The organism is Mesorhizobium sp. WSM4819 (genome assembly GCF_055811215.1).
In genome coordinates this window covers 105949-126183 of record NZ_JBVVQO010000005.1, presented here as the reverse complement: position 1 = coordinate 126183, position 20235 = coordinate 105949, and the positions used below count along the sequence as shown (strand labels likewise).

At 63.4% G+C, this 20235-nt stretch carries 22 protein-coding genes and 1 riboswitch; of the genes, 7 read left to right on the top strand and 15 right to left on the bottom strand.

Features of this window, described 5'->3' with window-relative positions; translation table 11 throughout:
- Positions 1-17: 17 nt before the first annotated feature.
- The 7 genes from AC0L18_RS07150 to AC0L18_RS07120 form a co-directional block, all read right to left on the bottom strand.
- Positions 18-605: an NAD(P)H-dependent oxidoreductase gene (locus tag AC0L18_RS07150; protein ID WP_287342845.1), complete on the bottom strand. Its 588-nt coding sequence runs from the start codon at positions 603-605 to the stop codon at positions 18-20.
- Positions 605-1186 (bottom strand): NAD(P)H-dependent oxidoreductase, encoded by a 582-nt coding sequence (locus tag AC0L18_RS07145; protein ID WP_473491273.1) that lies wholly within the window; start codon positions 1184-1186, stop codon positions 605-607. The genes AC0L18_RS07150 and AC0L18_RS07145 overlap by 1 nt, the downstream gene beginning before the upstream one ends.
- Positions 1187-1233: 47 nt before the next feature.
- Positions 1234-2631 (bottom strand): FAD-binding oxidoreductase, encoded by a 1398-nt coding sequence (locus AC0L18_RS07140; RefSeq protein ID WP_473491392.1) that lies wholly within the window; start codon positions 2629-2631, stop codon positions 1234-1236.
- A complete protein-coding gene (locus AC0L18_RS07135) occupies positions 2631-3944 on the bottom strand; it encodes a cytosine deaminase (RefSeq protein ID WP_473491271.1) in 1314 nt (437 codons plus the stop codon). The genes AC0L18_RS07140 and AC0L18_RS07135 overlap by 1 nt, the downstream gene beginning before the upstream one ends.
- A gap of 226 nt (positions 3945-4170) precedes the next feature.
- A complete protein-coding gene (locus AC0L18_RS07130) occupies positions 4171-5022 on the bottom strand; it encodes an ABC transporter permease (protein WP_473491269.1) in 852 nt (283 codons plus the stop codon).
- Positions 5009-5839 carry an ABC transporter ATP-binding protein gene (locus AC0L18_RS07125; RefSeq protein WP_473491268.1) on the bottom strand — a complete coding sequence of 277 codons (831 nt, stop codon included), beginning with the start codon at positions 5837-5839 and terminating at the stop codon, positions 5009-5011. Before AC0L18_RS07125 ends, AC0L18_RS07130 begins: the two co-directional genes overlap by 14 nt.
- A gap of 9 nt (positions 5840-5848) precedes the next feature.
- Positions 5849-6853: an ABC transporter substrate-binding protein gene (locus AC0L18_RS07120; RefSeq protein ID WP_473491267.1), complete on the bottom strand. Its 1005-nt coding sequence runs from the start codon at positions 6851-6853 to the stop codon at positions 5849-5851.
- Between the two features lie 255 nt (positions 6854-7108).
- Between AC0L18_RS07120 and AC0L18_RS07115 the strand changes: the two genes are divergently transcribed.
- Positions 7109-7492, top strand: a complete 384-nt coding sequence (locus AC0L18_RS07115; protein WP_473491266.1) for a RidA family protein — start codon at positions 7109-7111, stop codon at positions 7490-7492.
- Between the two features lie 214 nt (positions 7493-7706).
- Positions 7707-8510, top strand: a complete 804-nt coding sequence (locus tag AC0L18_RS07110; RefSeq protein WP_091594395.1) for a creatininase family protein — start codon at positions 7707-7709, stop codon at positions 8508-8510.
- Between the two features lie 158 nt (positions 8511-8668).
- Here the strand turns inward: AC0L18_RS07110 and AC0L18_RS07105 are convergent, their stop codons facing one another.
- On the bottom strand, positions 8669-9178 hold the full coding sequence (locus AC0L18_RS07105; protein WP_473491265.1) for a tyrosine phosphatase family protein: 510 nt from the start codon (positions 9176-9178) through the stop codon (positions 8669-8671).
- A complete protein-coding gene (cobD, locus tag AC0L18_RS07100; protein ID WP_473491264.1) occupies positions 9175-10230 on the bottom strand; it encodes a threonine-phosphate decarboxylase CobD in 1056 nt (351 codons plus the stop codon). The genes AC0L18_RS07105 and cobD overlap by 4 nt, the downstream gene beginning before the upstream one ends.
- On the opposite strand from cobD, the gene cbiB reads away from it, so the two are divergent.
- Positions 10229-11197: an adenosylcobinamide-phosphate synthase CbiB gene (gene cbiB / locus AC0L18_RS07095; protein ID WP_473491263.1), complete on the top strand. Its 969-nt coding sequence runs from the start codon at positions 10229-10231 to the stop codon at positions 11195-11197. The genes cobD and cbiB overlap by 2 nt on opposite strands.
- A 315-nt stretch (positions 11198-11512) precedes the next feature.
- On the opposite strand, the gene cobO is transcribed toward cbiB, so the two are convergent.
- Genes cobO through AC0L18_RS07075 form a run of 4 tightly spaced genes read right to left on the bottom strand, consistent with a single transcriptional unit; the run spans position 11513 to position 13608 of the window.
- Complete coding sequence (cobO, locus tag AC0L18_RS07090) at positions 11513-12127, bottom strand: cob(I)yrinic acid a,c-diamide adenosyltransferase (protein WP_473491262.1); 615 nt, start codon at positions 12125-12127, stop codon at positions 11513-11515.
- Position 12128: 1 nt separating this feature from the next.
- Positions 12129-12626: a bifunctional adenosylcobinamide kinase/adenosylcobinamide-phosphate guanylyltransferase gene (gene cobU / locus AC0L18_RS07085; RefSeq protein WP_473491391.1), complete on the bottom strand. Its 498-nt coding sequence runs from the start codon at positions 12624-12626 to the stop codon at positions 12129-12131.
- A 22-nt stretch (positions 12627-12648) separates the two neighbouring features.
- A complete protein-coding gene (locus AC0L18_RS07080) occupies positions 12649-13413 on the bottom strand; it encodes a CbtA family protein (RefSeq protein ID WP_473491261.1) in 765 nt (254 codons plus the stop codon).
- Between the two features lie 15 nt (positions 13414-13428).
- A complete protein-coding gene (locus AC0L18_RS07075) occupies positions 13429-13608 on the bottom strand; it encodes a CbtB domain-containing protein (protein ID WP_023798882.1) in 180 nt (59 codons plus the stop codon).
- A 37-nt stretch (positions 13609-13645) separates the two neighbouring features.
- Positions 13646-13855: riboswitch (cobalamin riboswitch) on the bottom strand.
- Between the two features lie 426 nt (positions 13856-14281).
- On the opposite strand from AC0L18_RS07075, the gene AC0L18_RS07070 reads away from it, so the two are divergent.
- Both AC0L18_RS07070 and AC0L18_RS07065 read left to right on the top strand, forming a co-directional pair.
- Positions 14282-15274 (top strand): heparan-alpha-glucosaminide N-acetyltransferase, encoded by a 993-nt coding sequence (locus AC0L18_RS07070; RefSeq protein WP_473491260.1) that lies wholly within the window; start codon positions 14282-14284, stop codon positions 15272-15274.
- Positions 15271-15777 (top strand): methyltransferase family protein, encoded by a 507-nt coding sequence (locus AC0L18_RS07065; RefSeq protein WP_473491259.1) that lies wholly within the window; start codon positions 15271-15273, stop codon positions 15775-15777. The genes AC0L18_RS07070 and AC0L18_RS07065 overlap by 4 nt, the downstream gene beginning before the upstream one ends.
- Positions 15778-15789: 12 nt before the next feature.
- Here AC0L18_RS07065 and AC0L18_RS07060 read toward each other — a convergent pair whose 3' ends face one another.
- Both AC0L18_RS07060 and mgtE read right to left on the bottom strand, forming a co-directional pair.
- Positions 15790-16176: a MerR family transcriptional regulator gene (locus AC0L18_RS07060; protein WP_023685221.1), complete on the bottom strand. Its 387-nt coding sequence runs from the start codon at positions 16174-16176 to the stop codon at positions 15790-15792.
- A 136-nt stretch (positions 16177-16312) separates the two neighbouring features.
- A complete protein-coding gene (mgtE, locus tag AC0L18_RS07055; RefSeq protein ID WP_473491258.1) occupies positions 16313-17725 on the bottom strand; it encodes a magnesium transporter in 1413 nt (470 codons plus the stop codon).
- Positions 17726-18123: 398 nt separating this feature from the next.
- Here mgtE and AC0L18_RS07050 point away from each other — a divergent pair, with 398 nt between their 5' ends.
- Together AC0L18_RS07050 and AC0L18_RS07045 are read left to right on the top strand one after the other, a co-directional pair.
- Entirely contained in the window at positions 18124-19455 is a 1332-nt protein-coding gene (locus AC0L18_RS07050) for a glycosyltransferase (RefSeq protein WP_473491256.1), read from the top strand.
- On the top strand, positions 19452-20225 hold the full coding sequence (locus tag AC0L18_RS07045) for an HAD-IIB family hydrolase (RefSeq protein WP_473491255.1): 774 nt from the start codon (positions 19452-19454) through the stop codon (positions 20223-20225). Before AC0L18_RS07050 ends, AC0L18_RS07045 begins: the two co-directional genes overlap by 4 nt.
- Positions 20226-20235 lie beyond the last annotated feature (10 nt).

Below are 20235 nucleotides of genomic sequence, written 5' to 3'. Positions count from 1 at the left end.
AGGAAATCTCCGCCAGCTCAAAACCGCTCCAGTTTCGCCCGCACCTTCGCAAGGAAAGCAGCCCGGCTCCCGGGTGTCGACGCATCCATCAAATAGTGCGCCAGAAAGAACGTCCTGCAGCGGGTGGCGCAGAGCGCCCGCATGCCGCGCAGGATTGTCTTGCGTCCCGGCTGGCCGACGACGACGCTCCACCAGGTCGGTGCGCCGCAGGTCGTGATCACCCCGATCTTCGTCACATGCCTCACCAGTGACTGGATCCGTCCCTTGCCGGCCGGCAGTCGGAAGGCGACGTCGGTCGCCCACACCCGGTCGAGCCAGCCCTTCAGCATCGCCGGCAGCCCGTACCACCATGTCGGATAGATGAAGAGGATTGCCTGGGCCCAGTTGAGATTTTCGATATGCGGCTTGAGCGCCGGATCCTGCGGGGCGTGCTCATTATAGAAGCGTCGCTCGTCACAGCCCATGACCGGATCGAAATTTTCCGCATAGAGGTCGAGCAGCCGCACCTCCCAGCCTCTCGCCTCCAGCACCTCGATGGCACTATCCCGGATCGCGGCGCAAAAGCTTTCCGGGACCGGATGGCAATAAACCACCAGGACCCGCATCAGAAGACATCCATGCTGGCGGCGACCTTCGCCGTAAATCTCTTCCGCGTTTCATCGGTCGACAGGTTCATCGAATAATGCGCGAGATAGGACACCGAGGCACCTGGCTTGACCGTCGCGCGCAAGACACGCTTGACCAGCTTGCGCGGCGGGTCGCCCATCAGCATGGCGTGGAGCCGGCTGCCACCATAGGTGGTGACCGCCGCCAGCTTGCGGATGTTGTGCAGCGACGGCTGCACCTTGCCACTGACCAGCTTGAACGAGACGCCGGGCAGGAAGACGCGGTCGAAAAAGCCTTTCAGGATCGCCGGATAGCCGTAGTTCCACACCGGAAACGACAGCACCAGCGCCTCTGCCCGCAGCAGGCGCTCGACATAGGGCGCTGCCGGATCACCGGCGCCGCGCTCGTCGTGATAACCGAGCCGCTCGGCCCGTGTCAGCCGCGGGTCGAAATCCTCGGCATAGAGATCGCAATCGTCGACGGCGTGGCCGGCGGCCGTCAGCCGCTCGACGATCGTCCGGTGCAGACCGGCGTTGAAGCTGGTTTCGACCGGGTGGGCATAGAGCACGAGGATGTTCACCGAAGACCTCGCAGGTCAGCGCGACAGCGCCACACGCTCGTCATCGTTCACCCCGCCTTCTGCAATCCCTTGAACAGGAACGACTTGCCCGAGCGATAGTCGTAGTCCGGGTTTTCCCAGGCGATCATCTTGCCGGGATTGAGCAGCCCTTGCGGATCGGTTTCGCGCTTGAAGGCGAGCTGCACCTCGTCCGTCTGCTTCATGCCGCCTTCTTCCAGCGTGTAGCGGTGTGGATTGAAGACCCAGCAGCCATTGTCTTCATGGATGCGGATGATCTCGTCGAGCCGCTCGGCCGTGGTGAAGCGGACCAGCGGCAGTCCAGCGACGCCGATCGCGCCGTCGAAGCGGATGAATTCGAGATGAACCGGCACCTCGTCGCCGAAGCGGTCGATCATCGCCTTGACGTAAGCGAGGTGATCCGGCGAGGGATAGCGGGTCTGCAGATAGGTAATATCAGGGTCGACCCTGATGGCGCGCAGCGTCGTGTGGTTCCAGGTCAGCTCATAGGCCGGCGGCAAGCCCTTGAGATCGGCCTCCTTGTCGGCGCGGAAGACGATCTCGCCGTTGCTGCGCGCCGTGAGGGCGACAAAGGCGTCCATCGCCTGCGGGGCAATCATGCAGACGACGATGCTTTGCTCGCGCCGGAAGAATTTCTGGTGCCGCTTGAAATAGTCGTAGGGGATCGGAGCGGCGATCGGCGTGATCAGCTTCGCCAGGATGCCGTCCTGGATGGCGAGATCGTTGCCGAAGCCGGCCGCATCCATGAAATCGTCGAAGCCGACGATGACGTCGATCCAGTCGCAGGATGCGGTCAACGGCATCTCGACCTCGGTGATGATGCCGTTGGTGCCGTAGGCATGCATCACCTTCAGCACCTCCTCGCCGGCAAGATCCATGATGCGAGGCTCCGCCTCCATCGTCACGGTCCTGAGCCGGATGACGTTGCCGAGGTCGCGCAGGCCGCCCCAGCGGATCGAGCCGACACCGCCCGAGCCGCCGGCGACAAAGCCGCCTATGCTCGCCGTGTTGTAGGTCGACGGCGACATCCGCAGCTCCTGGCCGGAATGCGCGCGCGTCGCCCTGTCGATGTCGGCGAGGATGGCACCTGGACCGGTCACGACGCGACCAGGCGATATCGTCTTGATCGTATTCATCTCGGCGAGATTGAGCACGACGCCGCCGGACAAGGGCATCGCCTGACCGTAATTGCCGGTACCGCTGCCGCGTGGCGTCACCGGAATGTCATGCCGGTGGCACGCGCCAAGCACGCGGATCACCTCGACTTCGGTCTTTGGCGTCACGATCAGGTCGCCGGTGACATGGTCGAGCTGTTGCTTCAGCACCGGGCTGTACCAGTAGAAATCGCGGCTCTTCTGCTGGACGATCGCCGGATGGTCGTCGATCTTCAGACCTTCGAGATCGCGTTTGAGCGCAGCCAGGTCCATCATCGCACCATCAGATCGTCGAGTTCGGCATAGTCGGGCAATTGGCGCTCGATGGCGCGGCCGTCCCGCACCACGATGCGATCCGATTCGGGCCGCGACAGCAATTCCGTCCAGTTCCGCCCCCTGAAGACGACGAAGTCGGCGCCACCGCCTGCGGCAAGGGTGCCGAACCCGTCGAGCCGCATCACTCTGGCCGGCGTCGAAGTCACCGCTTGCGGCCAGTCGCCGACCGGGTGATCGAAATGCAGGATACGCGTCGCCATGCGATAGACCTCCAGCATGTCGAGATCGCCATAGGCGTAGAACGGATCGCGGGTGTTGTCGGAGGCGACGGCGACGGGAATGCCGCGCGCCTTCATCTCGTGCAGCAGCGTCACGCCGCGCCAGCGCGGCGTGGTGTTGTCGCCGCGCCGATCCTGCAGATAGAGATTGCACATCGGCAGCGACACCACGGCGAGCCCCGCCTTCGCCATCTTGTCCAGCGTGTCGAGCACATCGAGATCGGGCTGGCGTGCCAGCGAGCAGCAGTGGCCGACGAGGATGTTTCCCTCAAACCCGTTCCACAGCGCCGCCTCGGCGATCTTCTTCAGCGAGATCGCCGAGATGTCGTCGGTCTCGTCGGCATGGAAATCGAGGTCGAGGCCATGCTTGATCGCCTGCGCGAAAACCCGATCGAGAAGCTCTTCCAGGTCCGGCAGCATATAGGTGACGACGCCAAGCACGCCGTTGGCCGCAGCGACGCGTTTGGCCAGGCTCTCGAACCATTTCTTGTCGCGCACGCCTTCGATGCCGAGCAGGCAGGCGGCCTGCAGCTCGATGCGGCCACGCCATTTCTCCCGCACCGTCTCGAACACCGGCCAGGAGATCTCCTCCTGCGGTGCGACGCTGTCGAGATGGGTGCGCAAAGCCCTGGTGCCGTGCGCGTAGGCGCAGCGCAGCGAAAAATCCATGCGGCGAGCGACGTCCTTGGCGCTCCAGCGGGCAGCACGGTCGGCGCCGGTGGCGTTCAGCGCACCCATGAAGGTGCCGTCCGGATTGGGTTTCCGGGGCCAGATATGGCCTTTGTCGATATGGGTGTGGCAGTCGACGAAGCACGGCATAACAATACGGCCGCCGAGGTCGACGGCGCCTGCAGGTGTATCGGGCCGGCGATTCGCGACGATGCTGGAGATTTTGCCGTCGGCGACGGTGATGTCGGCGAGCGCAAAGCCGTCCGCATCGAAGGCTGCGGCAAGGTCTGGCGTCAAAGATGAATGAAGCCGGACGTTGGAAAGTACGAATTGGCCGGTTTCGGGAATAATTTCTGAGGTCATCGCTGCCCCTCATCTGCCTGCCGGCATCTTCTCCCCGTGAACGGGGAGAAGGGGGCTGACGGCAGCCTTGGCGCTCGTTCTGCGACGCTGGTGGTTGGCGAAACCGTCGATGAAAGCGCCCTTCTCCCCGTCTCTATACGGGGAGAAGTGCCCGGCAGGGCGATGAGGGGCAGCGCCAACGACAAAAAAGACGACAGGCAGTTTTTGCCTTGAACAGGACCCACCATCATCGCTCCTGCTTCAGCGCACTCTCGTGCCAGCGTCGCAGGATCAGGTGCGAGATCAGCGACAGCACCAGGAAAATCAAAATGCCGGTGAACGAGATCAGGATCAGCGCCGCGAACAGCCGCGGTGCGTTGAGCCGGTAACCGGCCTCGATGATGCGCGAGGCCAGCCCCGACGACTGCCCGGTGGCCCCGGCGACGAACTCCGCCACCACCGCGCCGATCAGCGACAGGCCGCCGGCGATCTTCAGCCCACCGAGGAAATAGGGCATCGCCGCCGGCAGGCGCAGATAGCGCAATTGCTGCCACCGGGTCGCGCCGTTGAGCTTGAACATGTCGCGCAGGTTGCGGTCGACCGAGTTGAGGCCGAGCGTCGTGTTGGACAGGATCGGGAAGAAGGCGACGATCCAGGCACACAGCAGAAGCTTGGTCGTCTGGTTGTCGACATAGATGTTGATCAGCGGGAAGATCGCGACGATCGGCGTCACCTGCAGCACGATCGCAAACGGGAAGAACGACATCTCCACCCATTTCGATTGCGTAAACAGCACCGCCAGCCCGACACCGCCGATGACCGCCAGAAGCAGGCTGAGAAAGGTGATCCTGAGCGTCACCAGCAGCGAGGAGAACAGCAGCCCGGCATCGTCGAACAGCGTTTGCAGCACCACGCCGGGGCGCGGCAGGATATATTTCGGGATGTCGTTCCAGACGCAGATGCGATCCCACAGCCAGATCGCCAGGACCATGATCGCCAGCGGCAGCAGCCATCGGCCGATCCGCTCGAGCCGCTCCTGGCGCACGCGACGCGCCTCCTCTGGATCCAGGGTTACGGCAGTATGATCAATGGCCGTCATGATGCGGTCCGGCGGTTGAGTTGATGGCGCCGATTAGCACATCGGACGCCTGACGGCAGAGCGCGGCATAGGCGGGCGAGGTGCGGAAGGCTTCGTTGCGCGGATAGGACGCATCGATGGCGAGTTCTTTGAAGACCCTACCCGGCCGCGCCGCCATGACGACGACGCGGCTGGAGAGGAAAACGCTTTCGAAGACGCTGTGGGTGACGAAGACGACGGTAAAACGCTCGTCCTGCCACAGTTCCAGAAGATCGTTGTTGAGCTTGAAGCGGGTGATCTCGTCCAATGCCGCAAATGGCTCGTCCATCAAAAGCACGCGCGGCTTGGTCACCATGGCGCGGGCGATCGAGACGCGCATCTTCATGCCGCCGGACAATTCGCGCGGCACGGCTTTCTCGAAGCCGGTCAGATGAACCCGCGCCAGCATCTCCATTACGACAGGCGCGGCCTTGGCCCGCGACACGCCCTTCAGCCTGAGCGGCAGCCAGACATTGTCGAAGACGTCGGCCCACGGCAGCAGCGTCGGTTCCTGGAAGACGAAGCCGATGTCAGAGCGATCGGCAGCGCTGCTGCCGCGCCAGTCGAGCAGGCCGGAGGTCGGCGTTGCAAGACCGGCGATGAGGCGCAAGGCCGTCGACTTGCCACAGCCGGACGGGCCGAGAAGGCTGAGGAAGTCGCCTTCCCGGATCGTCAGGTCGACGTCGCTGAGCGCTGTCACGCCGTTGGAAAAGACTTTGCCGACGCCGCGCAGCGCCAGCAGCATCGGACCTTTGCCCGATGCGCTTGCCGGCGCTTGCGCCACTTTCTCCTGCATCATGCCCGGGTGCTATTTCTTCAGGTCGATCCCGACGCCCTTGTTGACGAAGGCCAGTGTGTAGGACTTTTTGATGTCGACGTCGGCCGGCACGACCTTGGCCTTGACCATCTTGTCGTAGAAGCTCTGGATGCGCGCGTCGGTCATCGCGCCGATGCCGAGTTTTTCGGTATCGCCGGAATCGACGATGCCGAATTTCTTCATCTGCTCGATCGAGAACGCGATCTGCTCGTCGCTGATGTCGGGGTTGTCCTTCTTGATCGCCGCGTTGGCGGCAGCGTTGTCGCCGTAGAGATAGTTGTACCAGCCCTTGGCCGAGCCATCGACGAAGCATTGAACCACCTCCGGCCGCTTGTCGATCGTCGCCTGCATGGTCTCGATCGTCGTCGCATAGGTGTCGAAGCCGTAGTCGGCGAGCAGGAACAGATTGGGCTGGAAGCCGCCTTCCTTGGCGACGGCGAAGGGCTCCGAGGTCACGTAACCCTGCTGGATCGACTTCGGATTGGCGATGAAAGGTGCGGGGTTGAACGTATAGGGCACGCGCTTGGCCGGATCGAAGCCGAACTCCGTGATCATCCACTGGAAGTAGCTCTGTGCACCTTCGTCGCCGATGATGTACTGGTCCGCGTTCTTCAGATCCCCCCATCTGTCGAGGCCCTGGCCCGGATGGCTCATGATCACCTGCGGCTCTTTCTGGAACGAGGCGGCGACGACGCGCAGCGGAATCTCCTGCTGCACGGCGTCGAAGGCCTGCAGCATGTTGCCGCCCATGTAGAAGTCGATCTTGCCGGCAAGCAGCAGCGGCCGGCCGCTGACCTGCGGGCCACCTTGCATGATCGTCACGTCGAGCCCGCACGCGGCATAGGTGCCATCAGCGACCGCCTGATAATAGCCACCGTGCTCGGCCTGGGCGAGCCAGTTGGTGCCGAAGGTGATCTTCTCGTTTGCTGCCGCGCTCAGCGTGCTTGCTACAAGCAGCACGATCGCGCCAGCCGAAATCTTGAGTTTTCCGTCCATCCACACCACCCTCAGTTGGCTCCGTCGCGCCGCGCGCCGGGCTCGACACCATCGATCGAAGAAGCAAGACACATGCCATCGCCCGGACCGCCCGCCTTGCGCAACAGTGGCGCGCGAAAGCCGGACCGGTCATGCCGTACCGGGGGCATCGTGCCTATTTTTTGAACGCCTGTCCACAATCGCCCTGATAGTATGCACTGCATCTTGAGGGCTCGCCTGATCCGGCTTTACGCTGGCAGCAGACTGGAGATTTTCATGTTCAAGTTCCTGACGCCGAAGTCGATCAAGCCGCCCTTTGCCCGCTACAGCCATGGCGTCGAGGTGCCGCCCGGCAAGCGGCTGGTGCTGTGTTCTGGACAGGTCGCCATCACGCCGGACGATCAGATCCCGCAGGATGCCGGCGCGCAGGCCGAGCTCTGTTTTCAAAGCATCGCAGCGATTCTCGGCGACGCCGGGCTTGGACTTTCCGACATCGTGCGCATCAACGCCTATGTCACCGACCGCGTCTTCCTGAAACCCTATATGGACGTGCGCGATCGCCTGTTCACCAGCCCGGCGCCGGCTTCGACGCTGATGATCGTGTCCGGTTTCGCGCGGCCGGAATTCAAGGTCGAGATCGAGGTCATCGCGGCAGGGTGAGGAGCCGGCTGGAATCGACAGGCCGTTGATCTCCAGTTACACGACAAAGGCTGGTGCTGCCCCTCATCCGCCTGCCGGCACCTTCTCCCCGTATTCAGTGACGGGGAGAAGGGAAGCGCTCCAACGCTGGCGACCCCCTCTCCCCGTCTCTATACGGGGAGAGGGTACGGGTGAGGGGCAGCGCCAACGCCGCCAGTTTGCTCGAGGTTTCAAAATGACCGTTGCAACGAAACGCGTGTGGTGGGGCGACTACCGGACCACCGAGTACGCCACCATCGACCCGGAGGCGACGATCGCCGTTCTGCCGGTGGCGGCGATCGAACAGCACGGGCCGCATCTGCCGGTTTCGACCGACACCTCGATCATGAACGGCATGCTCGAAACGGTGATCGCGCGCCTGCCTGGCGATCTCGACATCCGCATCTTGCCGGTCCAGGCGGTGGGCAAGTCGAACGAGCACCTGCATGCGCCGGGAACCCTTACATTGCCGGCGGCGACCTTGATCGAGGCCTGGACCGAGCTTGGCCTGTCGGTCGCACGGGCCGGGTTAAGGAAGCTGATCGTCGTCAACTCGCATGGCGGCAACGAGGAGATCATGGGCATCATGACGCGAGAATTGCGCGTGCGGGCAAAGATGCTGGGTGTGAAGACGAGCTGGCAGCGCTTTGGCCGGCCGGCCGGCTTGTACACCGAGCTTGAGGATAGCCACGGCATCCATGGCGGCGATGTCGAGACCTCGCTGATGCTGCATTTCCGGCCGGATCTCGTCGACATGGCAAAGGCCGACAATTTCGTGTCCAACGTCGCCCGCGCCGAAAAGCAATTTTCGCTGCTACGCCACACCGGAACGCACGCCTTCGCCTGGATCGCCACCGATCTCAACCCGAACGGCGTGGTCGGCGACGCCAGCATTGCAACGGCCGAAAAGGGCCGGCTGACCGCCAACCATCAAGCCGACGGTTTCATCAGCCTGTTGAAGGACGTGCGCAAGGCCAAGCTTGCAGATTGGCTGGCCTAGGAGGCTTTTCGCCAGCGCCGCGCCGCCCCTCACCTGCCTGCCGGCATCCTCTCCCCGTAAACGGGGCGAGGGGCGCCCTCATCAATGTTTTCGCCTATCGCCGGCATTGCAAAAAAGGCGCCAGCGCTGCGGCCAGCCCCTTCTCCTCAAGACTAGGATCAGCCGTCGATCTTCAGCTCGAAAGGCGTCCCCTCGAAGGCCTCGGCGCCGCGCCCGATCGCCTCGATCGCACCCGTCATGCGGCCGTTGCGATCGAGCAGCGCGTCGGCGACCGCGATCAGCCGCGGATTGGGTGTCGCCGTCGGCGACAGTGCACGCAGCGTCTCAGCCAACTCGACCTCGCAGCGCTGCGGCGCCAGTGCCGCCGCGATGATGTAGGCCGAGGCCGTCGACCGGCTGATACCGGCATAGCAATGCACGACCAGCGGCCTTGCGCGATCCCATCGGCGCGCGAAATCGAGCAGGTTGCGAACATGCGCCTCGCCCGGCATGGTCATGCCCTCCTGCGCCACCGCGATATCGTGCATGACGAGCTGCAGATGGTTTTCCTGGGCGATCGACGCCGGCCGAGTCACCTCGGTGCCGGCGGCCAGCAGCGAAAGCAACCGCTCGGCCCCGGTCTTCGCGACGGTTTCCTCGACTTTTGAAAGCGAACAGACATGGATCATTGCTGGACCTCGCTTGTGTTATCGTGGCGCTGTTGCGCCCAGTCGGCAAGAGCCGATTCGAGCCGCTGCCATTCCTCGCCCCCGCCCGGCAGCCCGGCGCGCAGCACCTCCGGCCGGCCGGAAAAATGCCGAAGCAGGATGCCGCGCTCGCCAAGCACCGAAAACAGAGAGGCGGCGTCGCTCAGCCTGATATAGCGGAACAGCGTGGTGCCGCCGTCGACCGGGACACCGAAGCGGCCAAACAGCGCATCGAGCCTCGCTGCATCCTTGGCCAGACGGCGCCGCATCTCGGCCTGCCAGCCGCTGTCGGCAAGCGCGCGGATGCCATATTCGAGCGCCGGACCGGCAACCGCCCACGGCCCGAACTGGGCCTCCAGCCGTTCGACCGTCAGCGCGTCGGCCAATGCAAAGCCGAGCCGCAGGCCGGCAAGACCAAAAAACTTGCCGAAGGAGCGCAGCACGACGATGCCGCCATGCTCGACATCGCCGGCCACGCTCTCGCCAAGCGGGCCGACATCCATGAACGCCTCGTCGACGACCAGCAACCCGCCTCTGGCGCGCAAACTTTCGGCAAGCGCAAGCAGCTTCTTGCATTCGATGATACGTCCGTCCGGATTGTTGGGGTTGACGACGATGGCAAGGTCGGCTCCTGCCAGGGCATCGAAATCGTCGACCTCCATCGCCGCATGGCCGGTGATGGCCGCTGCCCGCTGATGCTCGGCATAGGTCGGCCCGAGCACCAGCGCCTTGCCGGGGCTGACCAGCGAAGCGATGCGCGGCAACAGGATCTGCGTGCCCGGCGCTGCCACCACGTTGGCCGCCGATGGTGCGCCATAGGCGCTCGCCGCGACATCGGCCAGATCACGGACCCGCGCAGCTTCCGGCAATCTCGACAGGGCGGTGGCGGGCAGCTCGAAAAACGGATAGGAGTGCGGATTGATACCGGTCGAGAGGTCGACGAAGGGCTGTGGCGCATGCGGAAAAAGCGCCCTCGCCCGGCCAAGGCTTCCGCCGTGATCCACCACTGCCGCCGCTCCATCAAGAGACTTCATGTCGATCCTGATCGCTTTCCTGTCACTGCTTGTTGAATTCGCTGTCGGCTATCCCAGCTGGCTGCTCGGCGCCATCGGCCACCCCGTCACCTGGTTCGGCAGGTTGATATCCTTTCTCGACCGCAGGCTCAACCGCGATACTGATTCCGACGTTCTGCGCCGCCGGCGCGGTGTTCATGCGCTGCTGATCATCGTGCTGGTGCCGGCCACCATCGCTTTCGCGGTGGAAACCATGCTTGCGGGCATTCCAGCCGGTTTGATCCTCACCGCGCTCCTGGCGACATCGCTGCTGTCGCAGAAGAGCCTGGCCGAGCATGTCGAGGCGGTGGCCGACGGACTCGACAATGGCGGACTCGACATCGGTCGTGTTGCCGTCTCGCAGATCGTCGGCCGCGATCCGGAAAAGCTCGACAGAGCCGGTGTCTGCCGCGCTGCGATCGAAAGCCTGGCCGAGAATTTTTCCGACGGCGTCGTCGCGCCGGTCTTCTGGATCGGCGTCGGCGGGCTGGCCGGCGGCGTCGCCTACAAGGCCGCCAACACCGCCGATTCGATGATCGGCCACCGCACGCCGCGCCACGAGGCCTTCGGCAGGGCGGCGGCGCGCTTCGACGATCTGATCAACCTGCCGGCGTCGCGGCTGACCGCACTGCTCATCGTGCTGGCCGCCTTCCTCGTCAAAGACGCTGACGCCGGCAACGCCTGGCGCACCGTGCGGCGCGACGCGAAAAAGCACCGCTCGCCCAATGCCGGCTGGCCTGAAGCAGCAATGGCCGGCGCGCTCGGCCTGGCGCTGGCCGGGCCGCGCTCCTACGACGGCGTCATGGTCGACGACGCGTTCATGGGTGAAGGCGGCCGCCGCGATGTCGAGAGCGTGGACATCAGACGAGCGCTAAGACTCTATCGGGTTGCCGACTTTCTGCTGATGGGACTGTTCGGCTTGCTGTCGGTGATCGTCATCGTTGCATGACGTCCACGAGCAAACAAATATGTGCTGCTTCAGGGCAATCGCTTGAGGTTGGCGCAGCCCCTCATCCGCCTGCCGGCACCTTCTCCCCGTATAGTGACGGGGAGAAGGGGCTGGCCGCGGCCTCGGCACCCATTCTGCAACGCTGGCGATTGGCGAAATCCTTTGCGAAGGCGCCTTTCTCCCCGTCACTATACGGGGAGAAATGCCCGGCAGGGCAATGAGGGGCGGCGCAGAGATCGACAATTAGCCATTTCAACACAAGTTGGATGCATCGTCTGCCCGAAGCATTGCCCTGCCCCTCGCGCGAACGAAACCTCAGAACTCTATGCCCTGCTGCGCTTTCACGCCGGCGGAAAAGTGATGCTTCGTAACTCCCATCTCGGTGACCAGATCGGCGGCATCGACCAGCGCCGGCTTGGCGTTGCGGCCGGTGACGACAATATGCAGGTTTTCGCGGCGGCCCTTCAGCGCCGCCACCACCGTGTCGAGATCGAGATAGTCGTAGCGCAGCGCGATGTTCAATTCGTCGAGCACCAGCAGGCTGATCGATGGATCGGCCATCAGCTCAAGCACCTTGGCCCAGGCAGCCTCGGCGGCGGCGATGTCGCGCTTCAGATCCTGCGTTTCCCAGGTAAAACCCTCGCCCATCGTGTTCCAGACGACCCGGTCGCCGAAAGCGGCAAAGGCGTCCTTCTCGCCGGTATGCCATTTGCCCTTGATGAACTGGACGACGCCGACGCGCCTGCCGTAGCCGAGCATCCTCAGCGCCAGCCCGAAGGCGGCAGTGGTCTTGCCCTTGCCGGGCCCGGTGTTGACGATCAGCAGTCCCTTCTCGACCGTCTTGGCCGCGACCTCGGCGTCCTGCACCGCCTTGCGCTTGGCCATCTTGGCGCGGTGGCGTTGCTCGTCCCTGTCGTCGATATCGGTCATATCACTTCACCTTGAGCGGCAGTCCCGCCACCATCAGCAGCACCGTGCCGGCGACGGCGGCGACCTGCTGGTTGAGCCGGCCGGCGGCATCGCGAAATCGGCGGGCAAGCGCATTGTCGGGCACGATGCCCTGCCCGACCTCGTTGGAAACCACGAACCACGGCCCGCGCGGCCGCGACAGCACATCCGCAAGCCCTCGGCATTCGGCCTCAATGTCGCGTTCGGCCAGCATGTGGTTGGACAGCCACAGCGTCAGGCAGTCGATCAGGACTGGCCGGCCGTCAGGCAGCGCCTCGATCGCGCCGACGAGATCTAGCGGCGCATCGACGGTCGTCCAACCCTCGCCGCGCCGCGCCCGGTGCAGCGCGATGCGTTCGCGCATCTCGTCGTCATAGGCTTGCGCCGTGGCGATGTAGGTCCACGGCGCCGGACAGGCCTTCACCAGGCTTTCGGCATGCGCGCTCTTGCCCGAGCGTGCACCGCCGATGACCAGGGTCAGCTTGCTGCCTGGAGCAGCGCGATCAGGCAAGGCTGTCGCGCAGGCTGGTTGCGGTGCCGGTCAAGCGGCCGCGCAACAAGCCGACGACAGCGCCGAGCACCAGCCAGAACACCAGATTGGTCAGCGTCACCGCCACCACGAACTGGTGGTGCAGGCCTTCCGGGATCGGCGATTCGAAACTGTCGGGCTGCGGCGCGCCGACAATATGCGGGGCCACGATCAACGCCACGGCAATCACCGCCAGCGGCAATGACTTGCGAAAGGCGAGCAGGCCGAGACCGGCCGCGGTCGCCACCACCGTTGCCGTCCACCAGATCTGGCGCTGGGCGAGATCGGCCGCCGGCATCGCCGGCAGTTCGGGCGGCAGGCCAAGGTTCGGGGCCAGCGTGAACACGGCAAAGCCGGCAAGGCCCCAGAACAGGCCCTGTCGCCAATTGCCGATGCCGCCGGCGAATTCCGAAGCGGCGACCAGGATCAGCGCAAAGCCGATGCCGGTGACGACGTTGGCAACGACGTTAAAGGCGAAGCGCTCGAAGCCATCGGCCGGAGCCCAGCCTTCCTCTTCCGCGGTGGCTGCTTCAGCCGGCACGGCGCTGCTCATGGCATTACTGCCTGCTGCGGCCGGCGACAAACCATGGTCATGCGTGTGACCACCGCCGGCCTGTTCGTAGACTTCCGCCTTGAGGATGAGTGGCACCGTGGCGTAGGCCTGCATGCAGGCGAGAACGACGCCGGCCACAAGCCCTGCGATCGCCGCGATGAACACGACGTTGCGAAACAGTGTCATGGTGTCAGCCCCTCGTCAGTGGCAGGGAAAGCCCATCGAATGGCGATAGTCGTGGGCGGCATTGTGGACCGCATCGATATGCGAGAAGCCGACAAAACCCATGACGAAAACGCCGAGAAATGCAGCAAGCGCCAACTGCACGAAACGCGACTGCGAGGAGACGGAAGCGCCGAGCGAGACGGAAGCGGTATTCATGTCTTGTCCTTTCGCCCTCCACCCGAGGGCATAGAAGTCAGTTCTCCTGTCGCCGGCAGGTCTCCTGGCTCGCGGATCAGCGCCCTTCCCCACCTTCCCGAAGAAGCTCTTCCCGAAGAAAATCTTCAGTGGCATATGGAGAGGACTACCGCACACAGTTGCGGGGGCAGCCACGGCATCGGGCGAATTTTGCCCCTACCGCATTCCCTCTTGGTTCCAAAACGGAACCGACGACGGCTGCGACTATAGGCAGAATCGCCGCGCCCGGCAAACCAAATTCCGCCAGCTACCAGCGCGAATGCGCCGTGCCGGCAGACCAGCTTGGTTCCTCGACGCCGCGATCTTGACACGTTGAAAGCCGATCGTCCGCGCTGCCCCTCACCTGCCTGCCGGCATCCTCTCCCCGTAGAACGGGGAGAGGGCGCTGTCATCGGCGGTCTCGCCAATCATCAGCGTTGCAAGAAGGGAGCCGGCGTTGCGGCCAGCCTCTTTCGCCCCGTTTACGGGGAGAAACGCCCGGCAGGGCTATGAGGGGCGGCGCCGGCCTCGACCACTGGCTGCGAGCGGCATACGGCGCTTTAGCCTAAGCCCTGGGCATCAATGGGCCCTGTCTTCTTTTGTCCGGGGCAACCATGATAGTCGTCTTGCAGCACTGAATCAGAATTGCGAGACCATGACCATTCCTACGCCGGCCGTTCAGGACCGATCCAGGCGCATCGTCGCTATCGACGTCGCCCGCGGCATCGCTTTGCTTGCCATGGCGAGCTACCATTTCACCTGGGATCTCGAATTCTTCGGCTACACCGATCCCGGCCTGACTGCCTTTGGCTGGTGGAAATTCTACGCGCGCTGCATCGCTTCGACCTTCCTGTTCCTGGTCGGCGTCAGCCTGTTCCTTGCCCATGGCAAGCAAATCCGCTGGAACGGCTTCTGGAAACGCTTCGCCATGGTCGGCGGGGCGGCGCTCGCCATATCGGCCGCCACCAGGCTTGCCACACCCGACAGTTTCATCTTCTTCGGCATCCTGCACGAGATCGCGCTCGCCAGCCTGCTCGGCCTGGCGTTTCTGCGGCTGCCGGCGCTGCTGACGCTGGCTGTCGCAGCTTTCGTCATCACCGCGCCGCTCTACCTCAGGTCCGAGATCTTCGATCATCCGGCCCTGTGGTGGGTCGGCCTGTCGGCAACCAACCCGCGCTCCAACGATTATGTCCCGCTGTTTCCATGGTTCGGCGCTGTGCTTGTCGGTATCGCGGCGGCAAAACTCGCCTTCGCCTCCGGCGTGCTGACGCGGCTGGCGGGCCTGACGCCCGGCCGCTGGACAAATCCGCTGGTCTTTATCGGCCGGCACAGCCTCGCCTTCTATCTGATCCACCAGCCGGTGCTGATCGGCTCGCTCTGGCTGATTTCGCAAGTCATGCCGGCAGCGGTCGAAACCAGGCAGGTCACCTTCCTGAAAGAGTGCCAGGCATCGTGCGAGCAATCGCGCGACACGGAGTTCTGCAGCAGCTATTGTGTCTGCATGCTCGATACGCTCGAGGGCGAGGCCACGCTTGATCGGCTCTACCGCAACGACCAGGCTGCGGAATGGAAGGCGCATCTCGACGAGCTCGCCGGCGCCTGCACTGCCAAGGCCGACGGCACTTTGATGGAGGGAGGAGCACAATGACCGACCATCAGCAGAAACCGGGCCAACAGAAACCGGGACAGCAAAAACCGGGGTTTATACCGTGGCCGCCGCTGATCTATGTCGCGGCCATCGCCGTCAGCATCGCGCTTGGCTTGCTTTATCCGCTGCCATGGATCGGCGGCCTTTTGGGCGACATCCTGTTCGCTGCCGGCTGGGTGGCATTGTTCGGCGTCGTCGCACTCTGGTTCTCGGCGATCCGCATCATGATCCGGGCAAAGACGACGCTCCACCCGAACGCCGTGCCGGACCATCTGGTTACATCGGGCCCCTTCGCCGTCAGCCGCAATCCGATCTATCTGGCCAACACGCTGCTGATGATCGGCGTCGCCCTTATCTCGGGGAACGTATGGTTCCTGCCGCTGGCGATCATCGCCGCCTTCGCAACGCAGAAAATGGCGGTCGAGGGCGAGGAAAAGGTTCTGGCAACGAAATTCGGCAAGAAATACCGGGATTACGCGAAAACGGTGCGGCGCTGGATTTGAGGCAGCAGCCGATCAGGTGTTGACGCCGAGTTCCACCAGCCGCTCGACGCACGACTCTTCGGCCTGGTCGAGTTCGGCCAGGGTCTCTTCGAGATCGCGGCGCTTCTGGCGCAGATCCTCGCGCTTTTCCTCGATGCGCTTGATCATCAGGTTGAGCTGACCGACCTCGCCGGGCGGCTCCTTGTACATCTGGATGATTTCGCGGATCTCGTTGATCGAAAAGCCGAGCCTCTTGCCACGCATGATCTGGCGGATCAGATGCCGGTCCGATGGGCGAAATAGCCGCGTGCGGCCGCGCCGCACCGGCTGCACCAGCCCCTCGTCCTCGTAGAAGCGCAGCGTCCGCGTCGAAACGTCGAATTCGCGGGTCAGTTCGGTTATCGAATAATATTCCCGCATCATCACTCCAAATGCCCGGCCGCGCTGCGAGTTCCAACCATGCGGCCTCGCTATCCGCACGCGTGTCAGAATCGGCCAGAGGCTGTTCCAAAATCTCGCATAGCATTTACGTAAAAGTCAATTGAGCGGGCGTTGCTCACACGCCGAACCACCATGTGGCTAGGCCGAGAAAGGCAAAGAAGCCGACGACGTCGGTGACCGTCGTAACGAAGACCGCCGAAGCCACGGCCGGGTCGATCTTGAACCGGTCGAGCAGCAGCGGGATCAGGATGCCGGCAAGTGCGGCCACGAACATGTTGATGATCATCGCCGCGGCGATGATGCCGCCCAGATTGGGATCGCGGAACCAGGCGGCGGCGACGATGCCGATCAGGATGGCGAAGATGATGCCGTTGATGAAGCCCACCCCTATCTCGCGGCGGATGATGCGGCCGGCATTGTAGATGTCGAGGTCCCTGGTCGCCAGCGCCCGCACCGTGACCGTCATGGTCTGCGAGCCGGCATTGCCGCCCATGCCTGCGACGATCGGCATTAGCACCGCCAGCGCCACGATGTGCTCGATCGTGCGGTCGAACAGGCCGATCACCGAGGCCGCCAGGAATGCCGTCAAAAGGTTGACGAGCAGCCACGGAACGCGCGAGCGCGAGGTCGAAAGGATGCTGTCCGACAATTCTTCGTCGCCGACACCGCCCATGCGCAGCAGATCCTCCTCGGCTTCCTGCTGGATGACGTCGACCACGTCGTCGATGGTCAGCACGCCGACCAGCCGCTCGTTCTCGTCGACGACGGCAGCGGAGAGAAGGTCGTATTGTTCGAATTCGCGCGCCGCCTCCTCCTGGTCCATCGTCGCCGGAATGGCGTGCCTGGTCTCATGCATGACCTCTTCGACCTTGATCGAGCGCTTGGTGCGCAGGATCTGGTCGAGGTCGATGGCGCCGAGCAGCTTGAAGCTCGGATCGATGACGAAAATCTGGCTGAAGCGGTCGGGAAGGTTGTTGTCCTCGCGCATGTAGTCGATGGTCTGGCCGATCGTCCAGAATGGCGGCACCGCGACGAACTCGGTCTGCATGCGGCGGCCGGCGGTCTCTTCGGGATAGTCGAGCGAGCGGCGCAGCCTGATCCGCTCGGTGAACGGCAGTTGCGACAGGATCTCGTCCTGGTCTTCCTTTTCGAGATCCTCGAGAATGTAGACCGCGTCGTCGGAATCGAGGTCCTGCACCCCCTGGGCAATCTGGGCGTTGGGCAGGCTGTCGACGATGTCGCGGCGGATAGCCTCGTCGACCTCGGTCAGCGCGGAAAAATCGAAGTCGGCGCCCAACAATTCGACCAGCGCGCGGCGCTGTTCTGGATGAAGCGCCTCGATCAGGTCGCCGAGTTCCGATTGGTGCAGGTCGTCGACTTCACGCTTTAGCGTCAGCGTGTCGCGATCGGCGATCGCGGCGCCGATCTGGGCAAGGAACGACGACAGAATGGCGCCATCCTCGCCATAGATGTCGGCGCTGTCCTCAGCGGTCCTGGCGCCGGTCGTCTGTTCGTCCTGCCCTTCCACAAGCGCCTCCCGCCATTCAGAATTCCGGAAAAGCTGCGTGTCAGGTCTAGCGCATGACCATGAAAATCGGAATCGATTTCCAGAAAGGATCATGAGCAGCGTCAAATTGCTACAGCGTCTGTCAGATTTCGAGGTCGATGTCAGCCGGCGCAATCATCCACCAATCGCACAACGTCTTCGGCTCTCCCATAAGCGTCGCGCCGAGGCTCCTCGGTATGTTCCCTATCGGCGTCTCTGGGGGCTACCATTGCGGGCGGAGTCAATATTCTCACCGACGTGCCACCAGCCTTGGCGGCCGCCCGGCGCTTTCGACATTTGCGGATGGCGGCTGGAAACCTTATATAATCCAACTTGTGCATGCTGCGGCGTGCGCAGATCAATCGTAGAGAAGGATACAGATGCCGGACTCGGATGCGGCGATACCTCGAATTGCTCTCATTTCAACCCACGGCTACGTAGCAGCCAATCCGCCACTCGGCGCGGCCGATACCGGCGGACAGGTGGTCTATGTCTTGGAACTTGCCAAAAAGCTGGCCCAGTTGGGTTATGCCGTCGATATCTGGACGCGACGATTTGAAGACCAGCCTCCTGTCGATGACGTGGCCGACGGGGTTCGCGTCCTGCGTGTCGCCTGTGGCGGACCCGATTTTATTCCGAAGGAATATCTCCACCGCCACCTTCTCGAGTGGTGTGAAAACGCGCTGCGCCTGATTCGCCGGGAAAACCTCTCCTACGACTTCATCAACTCTCACTACTGGGATGCGGGCGTGGCGGGGCAGCGACTGTCGGAAGCGCTCACTGTCCCGCACATCCATACGCCGCATTCGCTTGGCATCTGGAAGCAGCGCCAGATGAAGACGGACTACCCTGACAAGGCCGATACATTCGAGGCCGAGTTCAATTTCAGCGAGCGCATCAAGCACGAAACGATCATCTATCGAAGCTGCGCCATGGTGATCGCAACAACGCCGCCGCAGGTCGACATGCTGGTCGAGGACTACAGCCTCGAGCGCGACCGCGTGCACATGATCCCGCCCGGTTACGACGACAACCGGTTCTTCCCCGTCAGCGAGGCGTCTCGCCGGTTGATCCGCCATCGGCTCGGCTTCGAAGGGCGAACGGTCCTGGCGCTCGGCCGGCTCGCCACCAACAAGGGCTACGACCTGCTGATCGATGCGTTTTCCGTGGTGGCGCCGCGTGTGCCGGATGCGGTCCTGAGGCTCGCTGTCGGCGGCGAGAACATGGACGAGCAGGAACAGAAGATCCTCAACCAGCTCAAGCAACAGGTCGAACAGCTAGGCTTGCAGGATCGTATCGTCTTCTCCGGCTATGTTGCCGACGAGGACCTGGCCGACACCTATCGGGCGGCGGACATGTTCGTCCTGTCGAGCCGCTACGAGCCGTTCGGCATGACCGCGATCGAGGCAATGGCCTGCGGAACGCCGACCGTGGTTACGATCCATGGCGGCCTCTATCGCGGGATCAGCTATGGCCGGCACGCGCTTTTTGGCGATCCGTTCGACAAGGAAGATCTCGGCATCACCATCGTCAAGCCGATGAAGCACCAGCGCCTCTACGGCCGCCTGGGCCGCATGGGCGCGCACAAGGCGCGCAGCCTGTTCACCTGGACAGGCATCGCGCAGCAGCTGGTCAGCCTTGTCGAAGGCCGTCCGGTGCTGAAGGCGGTCGACGATCATGACTGGGACGAGCCGTGGAACGACGGCGATTGAAACCGATCGCGCTTTTGTCGAGTGATCTCGACGGGACCCTGGCGGGCGACGCGCCGGCGACGTCACGATTTCGGTTGAAATGGCAAGCGCTCGATCCCGAGCACCGGCCGGTTCTCGTCTACAACAGCGGTCGCCTGGCCGACGATATCTTGAACTTCGTCGACGAAGTCGCTCTGCCGGCGCCGGACTATGTGATCGGCGGTGTCGGCACGATGCTCGCCGGTCCGCGGCACACCTCGCGCCCCACACACTTTACTGATTTGGGGCATTTTACCCAAAGATTTTCGGAAGGCTGGTCGCTTGAAAAGATCGATGCGGTGCTCGGGTCGCTCAAAGACACCGTCCGCCAGCCCGACGGCTATCAACACGCCTTCAAATCGAGCTGGTACCTGCTCGACGCAAGTCCGGAAGCCCTTGCCAGCATCGAGCGTGCTTTGGCCGAGGCCGGCCTGTCGGTGACGATGGTTTATTCGAGCGGACGCGATCTCGACATCCTGCCGCGCTCAGCAGACAAGGGCCAGGCGCTGGCCTGGCTGTGCAATGAGCTCGGCATCGGCCTCGATGAGGTGGTCGTCGCCGGCGATACCAACAACGACCGCAGCATGTTCGAGCTGCCCGGTGCGCGCGGGATTGTCGTTGCCAATGCGCTTCCCGAACTGCTTGACATGGCGCGGGCCAACCCGCTGATCTACAGCGCCAAGGAACAGTTCGCCCTTGGCGTCGTCGAAGGCCTCGTTCATTGGTCGGTGTTTGCGGACGCCCGATCCTGAACTGGAAATA